This is a genomic window from Nocardiopsis exhalans, from assembly GCF_024134545.1.
GTDB lineage: Bacteria > Actinomycetota > Actinomycetes > Streptosporangiales > Streptosporangiaceae > Nocardiopsis > Nocardiopsis exhalans.
Window position 1 is genome coordinate 6,085,176 of record NZ_CP099837.1, and the last position, 13,497, is coordinate 6,098,672.

Here is a 13,497-nt window from a genome sequence, read left to right on the forward strand (position 1 = left end):
CCGCCCAACCGCCTGCTGCCACAGGTCCCGAAGTGCCAGAATGGTGCCCGTAATGGAACTGAACGGACGCCCCGTCAGCACGGGAGAACTCGCCGGTCTCGCCCTGTACGGCTACGGGCATTTCACGACCATGCTGGTCACGGACCTACGCGTGCGCGGTCTGGATCTGCACGTGGAGCGCCTGAGCCGGGACTGCGCGACCCTCTTCGGCACCGAACTCGACATCCCGCGCGTGCGCGAACTCGCACGCCGCTCAGCGCGTGCGCACCCCTCGCCCGCCGTGGTCCGGGTGACCGTCTACGACCCCGCCCTGGACCTGGGCCGCCCCAGTGCCCGGTCCCTGCCCCAGATCCTGGTGACGACCCGTTCGGCCCCGGGGGCCGTCCCGCCGCCGATCCACCTCGGTACCCGCCTGTTCTCACGGGACACCCCGATGGTCAAGGGCACCGGACTGTTCGGAGCGATCAGGCAACGGCGCGCGGCGCAGTTGGACGGGTTCGACGACGCCCTGTTCACGGGTGTGGACGGCCGTGTCTCCGAGGGCCCCACCTGGAACATCGGCTTCCTGGACGGGTCCGGGCTGGTCTGGCCGCAGGCCCCCTGCCTGCCCGGGGTGACGATGCGGCTGGTCGACCAGGCAGCCGAGTCGCTCGGGGTCCCGGTCTCCACCCGCCCCCTGGCGGCCGTGGCGGCCACCCGGACCGCGGGGGCCTTCGTCACCAACGCCGTCACCGGGGTCCGGCCGGTGGGCTCGATCGACGGGGTGAGCCTCCCCCGGCCGGACCTGCTCCGCAAGATCAGTCAGGCCTACCGGGAGCTTCCGGGCGAGTTGTTGTAGCGGCGGTAGCGATCAGCGGCGGGGACGCGGATACGGAGTCGGGCCGGGGCCCGTCACCGGTTCGGGCCGCCCGGCCCGGCCACCACAGGCGCGGCCCCACGTCCAGGGACAGGGCGGGGATGAGCAGCGTCCGTACCAGCAGCGCGTCCACCAGCACCCCGAAGGCCACCAGGAACGCCAGTTGCAGCAGGAAGAGCAGCGGGATCACGGCGAGCGCGGCGAAGGTCGCGGCCAGCACCACCCCGGCTGAGGTGATCACTCCTCCGGTCACCGTCAGCGCCCGCAGGACACCTTCGCGGTGTCCGCGGGTGAGGGTCTCCTCACGGGCCCGGGACATCAGGAAGATGCTGTAGTCGATCCCCAGCGCCACCAGGAACACGAAGGCGAACAGCGGCACCACCGGGTCGGCCCCGGGCAGGCCGAGGACGTGGTCGAACACCAGAGTGCCCACCCCCAGGGCGGCGGCGAACGAGAGTACGTTGGCGGCCATCAGGAGCAGTGGGGCCACCAGCGACCGCAACAGCGGGATCAGGACCAGGAAGACGACCACCAGCACCAGTGGCACGACCACGACGAAGTCCCGTTGCGCGGTCTCCAGGGTGTCGAGGTCGGTGGCGCTGACCCCGCCCACCAGGGCGTTCGCCCCCTCGATCGAACCCAGCTCGGCGCGCAGTCCGCGCACGGCCGCCACCGCCTCGGGGGATTCGGGGTCGGCGGCCAGCACCACTTCGACCAGGACGCGGCCGTCCTCCACCAGGGGCGCGGGGTCCTCGCCGGGGGCCTGGCCCGCGGGCGGCCCGGGTTCGGTGACCGGGGCGGCCCCGTCGACGTCGGGCAGGCCCTCGGCGGCGGCCACCACCTCGTCCAGGTACGCCTCGTCGGCCACCACGAGCGCGGGCGCGGCGCTGGACTCGGCGCCGAATCCGCGGGTGAGTGTTTCCTGGCCGTCCACCGCCTCGACCTGGGTGCGGAAGATCTCCGCCTGTCCGGTGCCCTGCGCGCTGAACTGGGGCGCGAACACGGCCGCGGCGATCAGCAGGGCGGTGGTGCCCAGCCAGTAGGCGCGCGGACGGCGGGCGACCGCGGCGGAGACGCGGCCCCAGAAGGGGTGCTGCCGCAGAACCTGGTCGGTGCTCTGGCCCTCCTCGTGGCGGGTGTGGTGCGGGGCGGCGGGCCAGAAGGCGGCCCGACCGCACAGGGCGAGGGCGGCGGGCAGGAAGGTCATCGCGGAGAGCATCGCGGCGGCCACCCCGATGGCGACCACGGGGCCGAGGCTGCGGGTGGAGGCGAGGTCGGCGGCGAGCAGGCAGAGCAGGCCGAGGATGACGGTTCCGCCGGAGGCGAGGACGGGTCCGGTGACGCCCCGGACCGCGGCGAGGACCGCTTCGGGCACGCGCTCGCGGGCGGCCAGTTCCTCCCGGTAGCGGGCGACGAGAAGCAGCGCGTAGTCGGTGCAGGCGCCCACGACCAGGATGAACAGGATGCCCTGGCTCTGGCCGTTGAGGCTGACCAGACCGGTGTCGGCGGCGGCGTAGACCAGTGCCCCGGAGAGTCCCAGGGCCAACAGGGAGGCGACGATCACCAGGACCGGCAGCAGGGGTGAGCGGTAGACCGCGATCAGGATGACCAGGACCGCGACGACCGCGACGACCAGCAGGGTGGAGTCGATGCCACCGAAGGCCGCCACGAGGTCGGCCGCGTACCCGGCGGGCCCGGTGACCTGGGCCTGGATTCCGGGCAGGGGGTCATCGGCCAGGAGTGCGCGCAGTTCGGCCACGGAGTCGCCGGTGTCGAAGCGTTCACCGATCGGGACGACGAGCTGGGCGACGGAGGGGTCCTCGGTGCCCGGGATCGGGCCGATGACCTGACTGGTGGCCCAGGGCTCGGCACCGATCCGCTCGGCCAGGGCGCCCGCGTCGGCGAGGTCGGTGTCGGTGAGCTCGCGGTCGGCGGACAGGACCACGATCGCGGGGACGGTGTCGCCCCGGTCGAAGTCCCCGGCGAGTTCCGCGGCTTCGGTGGACTCGGCTCCGACGGGCAGGAACGCGCCGGGGTCGTTGGTCTGGACTTCCCCGAGCTTGCCGAGGAACGCCCCCAGAGGGCCCGCACCGAGCAGCCAGATGAGGCTGACCAGCAGAGCCGCGCCGACCCACCAGCGTGATCGTCTGGGTGGCGGCTCGTGTCGTTCCCTCACGGCGGGAGTCCTTCCGGGTAGGCGGGTAGGGTCCAGAATTCTGCTAGGAATCCAAGCTTCTTGGAATCCTAGCTAATTTCCCCCATACGATAACGCACAGCCGGAGCAGGTCACGCCGGGCGGGGCCGGACCGGCCCCGCCCCGTGGTTCAGGTGCGTACGGCCGGTTCGACGGTGTCCGCCGCCCGGTCGGCGATGTTGTCGGCCATCGACCCGAAAACGATCCCGTGGAAGGGCGTGACCGCCTTCCAGTACAGGTGCCCCAGCAGACCGCGCGGATGGAACAGAGCCTGCTGGCAGTACACCGTGCGCCCGTCCTGGCTCCCCACGCGCAGCTCCAGCCAGGCCAGGCCCGGCAGGCGCATCTCGGCTCGCAGCCGCAGGAGTTCGCCGGGGACGACCTCCTCGACCCGCCAGAAGTCCAACGAGTCCCCCACCCGCAGGCGCTCGGGATCGCGGCGGCCGCGCCTGAGGCCCACCCCGCCCACCGCGAGGTCGATCCAGCCGCGCGCGGCCCAGGCGAGCGGCCACGAGTACCAACCGCGTTCACCGCCGATGCCCTCGATGACCCGCCACAGCTCCGACGGGGCGGCGTCCACGTGACGCGCCCGGCGGTCGGTGTACAGGCTGCCCCCGGCCCAGTCGGGGTCGGTGGGCAGCGGATCGGACGGTGCACTGGGCCATGCGGCGGAGGACCAGCGCGTGTCCACCCGGTCCTCGTCGATCCGCCGCAGAGCCAGACTCACCGCCTCGTCGAACCCGATCCGCTCGTGGTCGTCGAGCAGCCGGGCGAGATCGTCCTCGTCCGTCACCGAGTCGTGCCGCAACGACTCCACCAGCGGCCGGGCCACCGACGGCGGCACCGGCGTGATGAGGCCGACCCACAGGCTCGACAGCCCCGGGGACAGAACCGGTACCGGAAGGATCAGCCGGCGGACCAGCCCCGCCACGGCGGCGAACCTCTGGATCATCTGCGCGTAGCTGAGGATCTCGGGTCCGCCGATGTCGAAGGTCCGGTTGGTCTCCTCCGGCAGTTCGTCCGCGCGTACGAGCAGACGCAGCACGTCCCGAACGGCGATGGGCTGCACCCGGCTGCGCACCCACCGGGGCGTGGTCATCGCTGGAAGGCGCTCCGTCAGGTGCCGCAGCATCTCGAAGGACGCCGACCCGGACCCGAGGATGACAGCGGCGCGCAGCACCACGGCGGGCACCGGCGCCTCCAGCAGGATCCGCCCGACCTCCTCCCGCGAGGCCATGTGCTCTGACAGTTCGACGTGCTCCGGCGCCAGTCCCCCGAGGTAGACGACGCGTCCGGCCGCGGCCTCCCCCGCCGCTTCGGCGAACCGCCTCGCGCCTTCGGCGTCCGTGTTGACGAAGTCGCGGCCGCCGCCCATGGAGTGGACCAGGTAGTAGGCCACGTCCACACCGGACAGTGCCTCCAGCAGGCCCTCCCCGGAGACCACGTCGCCCCGGACCACCTCGACGCGGTCCCGCCAGGGGTGATCACGTAGTTTGTCCGGGGTCCGGGCCAGGCAGCGGACCCTGTACCCGGCGGCCAGCAGCTCCGGGACCAGACGACCGCCGATGTAGCCGCTGGCCCCCGTCACCAGGGCGAGCCGCCCCGTGGCAGCACTCATCCCCGGGACTCCTCGGCGCTGTCCTGCCGCGCCGCGGAGCGCGGACCGGGGACACCGGTGGCCGTACCCCGCGGGCCCGCGAGCCGGTTCGCCCCGTGGCCCCGAACGCGGTCCTCCCCCGTCGCACCGGTCTCCCGCCCCTCCTCGTCGGCGGAGGTCTCGGGGTGGCGGTGCCTCTGGAAGGGGTTGTCCTCCGGCAGGCCTCCGCTGAACCGGCCGTACATGCCGAAGGTCATGACCACGAGGCCGACCACGAAGCTGAAGATCACGTTGGGCATGGAGAAGGCCAGAACGTTGAAGTCCGTACTCATCAGGTAAAGGTTCACCAGCCCGCTGACCACGAAGGCCGCGCCCACCGCGACGCACACCGTGGACGCGAACTTCCCGCCCAGAATCGCCGCCCCCACCAGGAGGGAACCGATGGCGATGGAGATGAAGCTCAGTGCGCCGTTGGTGGAAAGCCCCGCGATGACCTCGCCCTGGGTGTCGAAGAGCGGCAGCCTGATCATCAGCCCCGCGCTACCGAAGCCCACCAGCACCAGTCCGGTGAGCCCGGCCCCGATGCGGTAGACGAGGTCCAGGCGCCGATCCGCCCGACGTGTGGTGTCCAGTTCCATGTCGTTGCCCCTTTCGGTGCTCTCAGGACTAGAGTCAGAGGTCAGCGGCCTGTGTCACAAGTCGCACCGATTTCGCAACGTGTTGGGGCGCCATGATGGACGCACTCAGCCCGGGGGCCACGGCACGGCTGCTCGGGATAGCACCGACCACCCTGCGCAGCTGGGACCGGCGCTACGGGGTCGGCCCTCGGGAACGCAGCCCGGGAGGGCACCGGCGTTACTCCCCCACCGATGTCGCCCGGCTCCGGGAGCTGTGCCGTCTGGTCGGCGAGGGCATGCCCGCGGCCGAGGCCGCGCGCCAGGTCCTGACCGCGCGCACCGCCGCACCGCCGATGCTCCCGGAGCCGCGAAGCGAAGTGCGGGCCGCGGCGCTGGGAACCGCCTCCCCCACGCTCCAGGGGCTGACCAGAGCCGCCATGCGGATGGATTCCGACCTCGTCGAAAGCCTTCTGCAGAAAGCCGTGGCACGTTACGGGACCGTCCTGGCCTGGGAGGACCTGGCGATGCCGCTGCTGTACGGGATGGGGCGCAAATGGGAGGAGACACAACGCCACATCGAGGTGGAGCACCTCCTCTCGTGGTGTGTGTCCTCGGTCCTGCGCCGCGTGCCCGGGCCGACTCCGCTGTCCGGCGGCCGGGACCGGCCGGTCGTCCTGGCCTGCGTACCGCACGAGATGCACAGCCTGCCGGTGGAGGCGTTGGCCGCCGCTCTGCGCGAAGCAGGGCTGGCACACCGCGTCCTGGGACCCTGCACCCCCACCGAGGCGACGGTGCGCGCCGTACGCCGGGTGGGCCCGCGCGCGGTGGTCCTGTGGTGTCACACCAGCAGCGCGCACGACTCCGAGACCCTGGTGACGACCGCGCGCAGCACGGTTTCCGCGCCTGAGCGCACAGCTCTCTACACGGCCGGGCCGGGTTGGCGGGAGGCGGGCTCCTCACTTCGGTTCGCGGACGGGCACCTCGGTTCCCTCTCCGAGGCCGTGTCCGTCCTGTCCGCCGTCAGGGACTGAAACGGGAGCTCAGGGAGTACCACAGATGGTCCGCCGTACTGAGCGCCATCGCGGCGACCGGAGTGGAACACCCCATGGCCAGTTCACGGGCGAGCCCCGACTCCCCGTCGAGGAACGCCAGCACATCACCGAAGCGGTTGGCCGAGAAGAGCCGGGTGAAGAAGTCAGCACCCGACACCCGGCCGCTGTCCAGGGCCCGCAGCATGACGGCGTCCATCGCCAGGTGGCGGGGGCGGTGCGGGACCGGCGGCACCGGTACCCGATCGTGCACCAGGGCTTCGGCTATCGCCGCGGCCTGCCGTCCCACCCCGCTGAACGTGTAACCGGTGGACGGCCTCGTCGCGCCCCCGGCGGTGCCCACCCTGAACAGGCGCCGCCCGGCGCGGGTCGCGAAGCGCGCGTCGGTCATCGGGATCCTCCCCTGTTCGGTCGCGGTGACCTCGACTTCGGGCAGGCCGGCGCGGTCGCAGTAGTCCTTGAGCGCCAGGTCGTACTCGGGAGTGGTGAGGGCGGTACGGCCGAACTCGGTGTACTCCACCAGAGCCTCGCGGGTGGACAGGGGGAGCACGTAGCCGAAGGCCACCCCGTGCCGGGGCTGAGGCGGGCGAAGGTCCATGAGCACCGCCGCGGCGGGGTCGAAGGAGTCCTCGGCCGTGCGCACGAACCAGCCGCGAAAGTGCTGGAGCAGGTGGGTGCGGCCCGCGGGCACGGGAGAGGGCGGACGCGAGTCGAACACCCAGCGCGCGGTGAGGTCCACCCGACCGCCGTCAGGCCCCAGGGCCGTGAGAGTGGCGTGGTCAGTACCGTCGGCGACCCGCTGAACGTACAGCTCCCTCTGTTCGACGTGCTCGTCCGCGGTGGCGCGTACGTGCGCCTGGACGTCGGCCGAACGAAGCATCTTGTAGACGTAGGGCGCTGCCGAGGAGCGGTACTCGGCACCGTCCGGACCCACGACCGAGAGGTCCTCCCAGCGGGCGGCCAGCAGCCGGTCCCAGGGGCCGCCGTCCGGCTCCCAGAAACACCACGTCCGGGGCGGCGGCGTGTGGGGGCCCCGGGGAGGCTCCACGAGTGCCACGCGCAGCGGGGACTCGCGTCGTTGGTTGACCTCCCCCATGCGATCGGCCAGGGTGAGCCCTGCGGCTCCGGCTCCGATGATCACCACGTCGTAGTCGGCCATGTCCACAAGCATGCCCCCTCGAAGAGCTCGGGGCTCCCCGCCCGGCCCCTGCCACCCCTGGAGGAACATTTGAACACCCCGACCGGGATGATGAAGACCGGGGCGGTGACGGACGAGTTCGACAACGCCGCCTCCGCCTACGACCGGCTGGTCGCCGCCAACCCGGGGTACCACCGGGATCTGCGCACATCGGCGCGGCGGCTGCGGCTGCCCGCCCGGGGCAAGGGCCTGCTCCTCATGGACCTGGGCTGCGGCACGGGCGCCTCCACCGCGGCCCTGCTACGCGAGTACCCGCTGGCCAGGATCGTCGGTGTGGACGCCTCCGAGGGCATGCTGAGGGCCGCCGCGGCCAAGGAATGGCCGGCGAACGTCACCTTCCACCTCGCGCGGGCGGAGGACATCACCGCGGAGTGGGCGCGGGAACTGCTGGGCGGCTCCGCCGACGCGGTCTTCGCGGCCTACCTGGTACGCAACGTCCCCGACCCGGACGCCTTCCTGGAATCGGTGCGCTCGGTTCTGGTCCCGGGCGGGCGGCTGGCCCTGCACGAGTACTCGGTGGCCGATTCGGTCTCCGCCCAGGCGGTGTGGACGGCGGTGTGCTGGAGCGTGGTGATACCGGCGGGGCGGGCCCTGGCCGGACGCGCGGACCTGTTCCGCTACCTGTGGCGGAGCGTTCTGGAATTCGACGGGCGCTCCGCTCTGCTGGGGAGGATGCGCGCGGTCGGCCTGGAGTCGGTGGCGAGCGCCCCCCTGCCCGGATGGCAGTACGGGATCACGCACACCTTCGTCGGGCGCAGGCCGCTACGGTGCCCGGGCCCCGGGGAGACCGGCCCGGTGTCCCTTTCCTCCGAGGCCGCTCCCCCTCCCGGTGCGGGCTCCGAGGAGGGCCCCGCCACGCGGGAGGGGGCACGGTGAACCCCGATGTGAGGGACCCGCGGGCCGAACCGGTACCGGCACCGCCGCCGGTCGGTCCACGCCCCGAGCACAGGCCGCGCGTCGCGGTCGTCGGCGGCGGCATCGCCGGGCTGGCCGCCGCCTGCGGACTCGCCGAGCGCGATGTGGAGGTGGTACTGCTGGAGCGCGAGTCGGGGCTGGGGGGCCGCCTGCTCGGATGGGACACGACTCTGGCCGACGGCAGCACCGTCACGATGAGCCGGGGCTTCCACGCGTTCTTCCGGCAGTACTACAACCTGCGCGGTCTGCTCAGACGGACCGACCCGGACTTGGCCGGCCTGGTCGCGCTGCCCGACTACCCGCTGGTGCACAGCTCGGGGGCCAGGGACCGGTTCTCGGGGCTGCCCTCCATCCCGCCGCTGAACGCGTTCGCCCTGGCCGCGACGAGCCCGAGCTTCCCTCTGACGGAGCTCGCCGGGGTGAACCTCCCAGCCGTGCTCCAACTCCTGGACGTGGACGTGCCCGGGGTGCACGAACGCATGGGGCACCGCAGCGCCCGGGAACTGCTGGAGGTCACGGGTTTCCCGGCCACCGCACGGCACCTGGCCTTCGAGGTCTTCAGCCGGAGCTTCTTCGCCGCGCCCGAGCAGCTCTCCGCGGCCGAGATGGCGGTCATGTTCCACGTGTACTTCCTGGGGTCCGCGGAGGGGCTGGTGTTCGACGTACCCAGGTCGCCGTTCCCGCAAGCGCTGTGGAACCCGCTGGCGGGCTACCTGACAGGCCTGGGAGTGGAGTTGCGCACCGGCGCGTCGGTCGACGGGATCACCCCCGGGGGGCGACTGCGCCACCGTGTCGACTGGTCGGAGGCGGCGGGCGCCCGGAGCGGGGAGTTCGACGCGGTCGTTCTGGCAACCGACCCGCGCGGACTGCGAGAGCTGGTCTCCCGCTCACCGGAGCTGGGGTCGGCCCCGTGGCGGAGCCAGGTGTCACGTATCCCCTCCGCCCCCGCGTTCCTGGTGTCGCGCTACTGGCTGGACCGCCCGGTCCGACCGCACCGGCAGGCCTTCCTCGGCACCGGCGGATACCCGACCCTGGACAACGTCAGCGTGCTGGAGCGGTACGAGGACCAGGCCCGGGAGTGGTCGGACCGTACCGGGGGCTCGGTGGTGGAACTGCACGCCTACGCGCTGGCCGAAGGGTGTGACGCGCAGGCCGAGCGCAAGTCCCTGTGGGAGCAGGCCACCGCGGTCTACCCGGAGTTGGCCGCGGCCCGGCAGGTGGACGCCCGACACGAGATGCGTGCGGACTGCGCGCTCTTCCCCCCGGGGGGTTACGCGGACCGGTGCACGGTGACCACACCCGATCCTTCCCTGGTCGTGGCGGGGGACCACGTGCGCGTGGACCTGCCGGTGGCCCTGATGGAGGGTGCGGCCACCAGCGGGATGAGCGCCGCGAACACGCTTCTGTCGCAGTGGGGGCGGCGGGGCCACACCCTGTGGACCGTGCCCCGGCGGGGTCGCTCCCCAGCATTGCGCGCTCTGGCCCGGGCCGCTCGAAGGCGACGCGGGCAGAGCACGTAGCGGAGTCGCGGCCCACCGGGGCAGCGCGCTTCTCAGCCCGGCCAGCGACCGGACGCCCGGAGCAGGTAACGGCGCTCGGCGTAGGCGAGGTCGTCCTTCCACAGTCGGCGGGCGACCAACCTCATCGCCGGGCGCACCGCACCCGCCACCCGCCGGGCCAGAGCGAATCCGGTGCGTTCGGAAGCGGCGACCGTGGCCTCGATGACCGCGGTGCGCGGCACTCCGTCGCGGTCGACGCCGAGCGGGGTGGCGTGTGTCTCCACCACGCTGCCCGTCCCCTCACCCTCGATGATGCGCATGACCACGGTGCGCGGTTCGGGGCAGGTGAACTCGGCGCGCACCGGCACACCCCACCTGCCCGCGACCCTGAAGCCCACGTCCACCACCATGCGGTCCGGGTCGGGATCCGGGCCCTCCGGTATCTCCGTGACCTTCAGGCCCACGAACGAGTAGGGGTGGAACCAGGAGCCGTGCCACGGATCGAGCCTGTTGGCCACGACGTCCTCGGGCTCGCACCGGCCGGCCAGACTCTCCACCGCCGCGATCGTGTTCGCACCGCGCGGGCGCTCGGGGACGACCGGTGCGTCGGTGGGTTCCTCGCCTCCGGCCGCGTCCAGGCGCACCCACACGAGCACCCCGTCGTCATGCGCCGGGTAGGGGCTCCATCCCGGGAAACCGCCGGGGCCCAGGGAGAGCCCGTGCCACCGGCAGACCAGACGCCCCTGGTCGACGGCTCCCCGGCACAGCGGAGCTCCGAGGTGGGGGCAGGCACCCGGGCCCGCGTGCACGGATCCGTCGCCGGTGCGCCAGGCGACGACTTCGGTTCCGGACACCACCCGGCCGAACGGCCGGTCGGCCCGCACCTCGGTACTGGAGGCCAGGACGAACCAGTTCCCGGAGGGGCGGGCCAGTGCTCTTTTGAGCGCCGCACCGATCACGGCGGGAGAGGCTTGGCGCCACGAGGGCTCCTGCCGGGCCCAGGTGCCGCGGGGCATCCTGCGCAACGGAAAGCGCCGGGGTTCGGGGGACGGCAAAGTCATGGGACTCCTTCTCTTCGCTCCGGACTCCGGGTGGGGGTCACGTGGCGGTTCTGGGCCGGGGCACGCCGCGCGCCCAGAGGGCGCGGGCGAAAGCGGGGACGGCCGCGGCCAGCTTCCTTCCGTCCGAAACCCGGTGCCGCACACTCCACACGTCGAAGTCGGCCGCGGTGATCTCGTCCAGGATCGCGCGGTAGAGGCGGAAGGCGGTGGCGACACACGGGCTGGCGACCGGGTCGAGCATCGCGATGCCCGGCTCGGCCTCCCGGTAGAACCCCTGGTTGATCCCGACCAGGTCGGCGACCGCACGGCGCACGCGCGGGTCCGGGGTCCGCGTACTCGCGCAGTGCTCCAGGAGAGCGCGGTCGACACCGTGGTCGGCGAGCACGTCGGCGGGCAGGTAGACCCGGCCCCGGCGCAGGTCCTCCGCCACGTCGCGCAGGAAGTTGGTGAGCTGGAAGGCCTCTCCCAGCGCCGCGGCGTGCGGGGCGGCCGCCTCCCGGGGCACGGTCGTGCCGAGGACCGGAAGGACCTGGAGTCCGATGACCGCGGCCGAGCCGTACATGTACTCACGTAGGTGTGCGAGGTCCCGGTAGGCGGGAACGTCCAGATCCATGCGCATGGACGCCATGAAGGCGGTGAAGTAGTCCCGGGGCAGATCGTAGCGCCGCACCGTGTGCGCCAGGGCCCGCAGGACGGCTTCACCCGGTTCGCCGCCGGTGAAGACGCGGTGGAGGTCGGCGTCGATCGCGTCGAGACGGGCTCGCTGGTCCCCGGTGGTCAGCTCCGGACCGGGCTCGTCGACGATGTCGTCCACCCAGCGTGCGAAGCCGTACAGGGCGTGGACACCGGGTCGGCGCTCAGGCGGCAGAACACGTGTGGCGGTGTAGTAGGTACGGCCGTGGTGAGCGTGCAGGGCCCGGCAGAGCAGGTAGTCCTCCCGCAACTGGCCGGGACCGATCCCGGCCGCCTGGAGTTCGGCGGTGGCGGCGCTCATCGAAGCACCCCGCTCCCGGTCCGGGAGACCACGCGGGCGGCCGCGAGCTTGCCGGAGAGCAGGACCGTGGGCAACCCGACCCCGGGGGTGGTGCCGCAGCCCGCCAGCACGGCGTTCGCGGTTCCGGGCACGGTGTTGCGCGGCCGGAACGGTCCTGTCTGCGTGAAGGTGTGCGCCAGCGAGAAGGGAGTCCCCCTGGCCAGGCCCTTACGGGCCCAGTCCGCTGGGGTGACCAGGTGTTCAGCGCGCACCGAGGCGTCCAGGCCGGTCATCCCGCGGGATTCGAGGGTGGACACGATGTGGTCGCGGTAGCGGCTCCCCTCCTCGTCCCAGTCGATGTTCCCGGCTTCCAGATTGGGCGCGGGCGCCAGCACGTAGAAGAGGTGGCGCCCCTCAGGGGCCAGGGAGGGGTCGGTGAGGGTCGGTTGGGTGACCAGTAGCGAGGGGTCGCTCATGGTCCGCCCCTGGTCGATGATCTCGGTGAACGTGCTCTGCCACGCCGTTCCGAAGGAGATGGTGTGGTGCGACAGGTGGTCCCAGGTGCGGTCGGTGCCCAGGTGCAGGACCACGGCCGAGGGCGAGAACCGCTGACGCACCGGCCTACGGGAGCGGTGCCCGAGCAGCCGGTGGGCGGCCGGCAGGTCCGTGGTCAGTACCACCTGGTCACAGGCGATCCGTTCCCCCTGGTCGGTGATCACCGCGGTGACGCGGTCCCCGGAGCGCTCCAGGCGGCTCACCGACTCCCCGTAGCGCAGGTCGGCGCCGGCCTTGGCGGCGGCCGCGGCCATGGCTTCGCCGATCATCCGCATCCCGCCCCGGGGGAAGTAGACGCCGGCCACGGTGTCCATGTAGGCGATGACGGCGTAGGCGGCCAGTGCCCTGTCGGGTGCGACGCCGGCGTAGAGCGCCTGGAAGGAGAAGATCCTGCGCAGCCGTTCGTCCTTGACGTGCCTGCCCACGGCCGGTGCCAGGCGGCCGAACCCGCCCATCGCGGCCAAGCGCACCAGGTCGGGGCCGAGCAGGTCGAGAGGCGAGTCGAACTGGGCGTCGATGAAGGAGCGCATCTCCACGTCGTACAGCCGGGTCAGCCAGTCACGCAGGCGCAGGTAGCCCACGGCCTCGCGGGTTCCGGCGGCACGGGCGACCTCCGCGGCCATGCGTGCGCGGTCGGTGTGGACGTCGATCGTGGAACCGTCGGCGAAGGCCGCGCGGTAGGCGGGCGCCAGGGGCACCAGTTCGATCCGGTCCCGGACGGACTCCCCCACCGCGGCGAAGGCCTCGTCCAGCAGCTCGGGCATGGTGAGGACGGTGGGGCCGGTGTCCAGGCGGTAGCCCTCCATGTCCTGGCGCCCCGCGCGACCGCCGGGGTGGTCCTCACGTTCCACCACCACCACGTCGCGCCCGGCGCCCAGCAAGTGCAGTGCACAGGAGAGCCCGGACCAACCGGCTCCCACCACGACCACGGGACGACGCCCGCTTCCTTGAACCACGCTCACGGTTTCTCCTTGACTTCCGGG

11 protein-coding genes are annotated in these 13,497 nt (G+C 72.4%); 4 read left to right on the plus strand and 7 right to left on the minus strand.

Going from position 1 to position 13,497, the window contains the following annotated elements; all coding sequences use genetic code 11:
* Positions 1 to 52: 52 nt before the first annotated feature.
* Entirely contained in the window at positions 53 to 838 is a 786-nt protein-coding gene (locus NE857_RS26975; RefSeq protein WP_254418196.1) for an aminotransferase class IV family protein, read from the plus strand.
* On the opposite strand, the gene NE857_RS26980 is transcribed toward NE857_RS26975, so the two are convergent.
* From NE857_RS26980 to NE857_RS26990, 3 genes are all read right to left on the minus strand, one after another.
* Positions 798 to 3,032 (minus strand): MMPL family transporter, encoded by a 2,235-nt coding sequence (locus NE857_RS26980; RefSeq protein ID WP_254418197.1) that lies wholly within the window; start codon positions 3,030 to 3,032, stop codon positions 798 to 800. The genes NE857_RS26975 and NE857_RS26980 overlap by 41 nt on opposite strands.
* Before the next feature lie 148 nt (positions 3,033 to 3,180).
* Positions 3,181 to 4,668 carry an SDR family oxidoreductase gene (locus NE857_RS26985; RefSeq protein WP_254418198.1) on the minus strand — a complete coding sequence of 496 codons (1,488 nt, stop codon included), beginning with the start codon at positions 4,666 to 4,668 and terminating at the stop codon, positions 3,181 to 3,183.
* The gene (locus NE857_RS26990) at positions 4,665 to 5,285 is read right to left on the minus strand and encodes a DUF4383 domain-containing protein (RefSeq protein WP_254418199.1); all 621 of its coding nucleotides are present in this window, start codon (positions 5,283 to 5,285) and stop codon (positions 4,665 to 4,667) included. Before NE857_RS26990 ends, NE857_RS26985 begins: the two co-directional genes overlap by 4 nt.
* 92 nt (positions 5,286 to 5,377) lie before the next feature.
* On the opposite strand from NE857_RS26990, the gene NE857_RS26995 reads away from it, so the two are divergent.
* The gene (locus NE857_RS26995) at positions 5,378 to 6,295 is read left to right on the plus strand and encodes a MerR family transcriptional regulator (RefSeq protein ID WP_254418200.1); all 918 of its coding nucleotides are present in this window, start codon (positions 5,378 to 5,380) and stop codon (positions 6,293 to 6,295) included.
* Here the strand turns inward: NE857_RS26995 and NE857_RS27000 are convergent.
* On the minus strand, positions 6,285 to 7,472 hold the full coding sequence (locus tag NE857_RS27000; protein WP_254418201.1) for a lycopene cyclase family protein: 1,188 nt from the start codon (positions 7,470 to 7,472) through the stop codon (positions 6,285 to 6,287). The two genes, NE857_RS26995 and NE857_RS27000, sit on opposite strands and share 11 nt — an antisense overlap.
* A gap of 90 nt (positions 7,473 to 7,562) precedes the next feature.
* On the opposite strand from NE857_RS27000, the gene NE857_RS27005 reads away from it, so the two are divergent.
* Positions 7,563 to 8,387 carry a class I SAM-dependent methyltransferase gene (locus NE857_RS27005; RefSeq protein ID WP_425572069.1) on the plus strand — a complete coding sequence of 275 codons (825 nt, stop codon included), beginning with the start codon at positions 7,563 to 7,565 and terminating at the stop codon, positions 8,385 to 8,387.
* Entirely contained in the window at positions 8,384 to 9,946 is a 1,563-nt protein-coding gene (locus NE857_RS27010; protein WP_301184264.1) for an FAD-dependent oxidoreductase, read from the plus strand. The genes NE857_RS27005 and NE857_RS27010 overlap by 4 nt, the downstream gene beginning before the upstream one ends.
* 32 nt (positions 9,947 to 9,978) lie before the next feature.
* Here NE857_RS27010 and NE857_RS27015 read toward each other — a convergent pair whose 3' ends face one another.
* Genes NE857_RS27015 through crtI form a run of 3 tightly spaced genes read right to left on the minus strand, consistent with a single transcriptional unit; the run spans position 9,979 to position 13,443 of the window.
* On the minus strand, positions 9,979 to 10,986 hold the full coding sequence (locus NE857_RS27015) for a Rieske (2Fe-2S) protein (RefSeq protein ID WP_254418203.1): 1,008 nt from the start codon (positions 10,984 to 10,986) through the stop codon (positions 9,979 to 9,981).
* Between the two features lie 37 nt (positions 10,987 to 11,023).
* Complete coding sequence (locus NE857_RS27020; protein ID WP_254418204.1) at positions 11,024 to 11,980, minus strand: phytoene/squalene synthase family protein; 957 nt, start codon at positions 11,978 to 11,980, stop codon at positions 11,024 to 11,026.
* Positions 11,977 to 13,443 carry a phytoene desaturase family protein gene (gene crtI, locus NE857_RS27025; RefSeq protein WP_254422107.1) on the minus strand — a complete coding sequence of 489 codons (1,467 nt, stop codon included), beginning with the start codon at positions 13,441 to 13,443 and terminating at the stop codon, positions 11,977 to 11,979. Before crtI ends, NE857_RS27020 begins: the two co-directional genes overlap by 4 nt.
* Positions 13,444 to 13,497 lie beyond the last annotated feature (54 nt).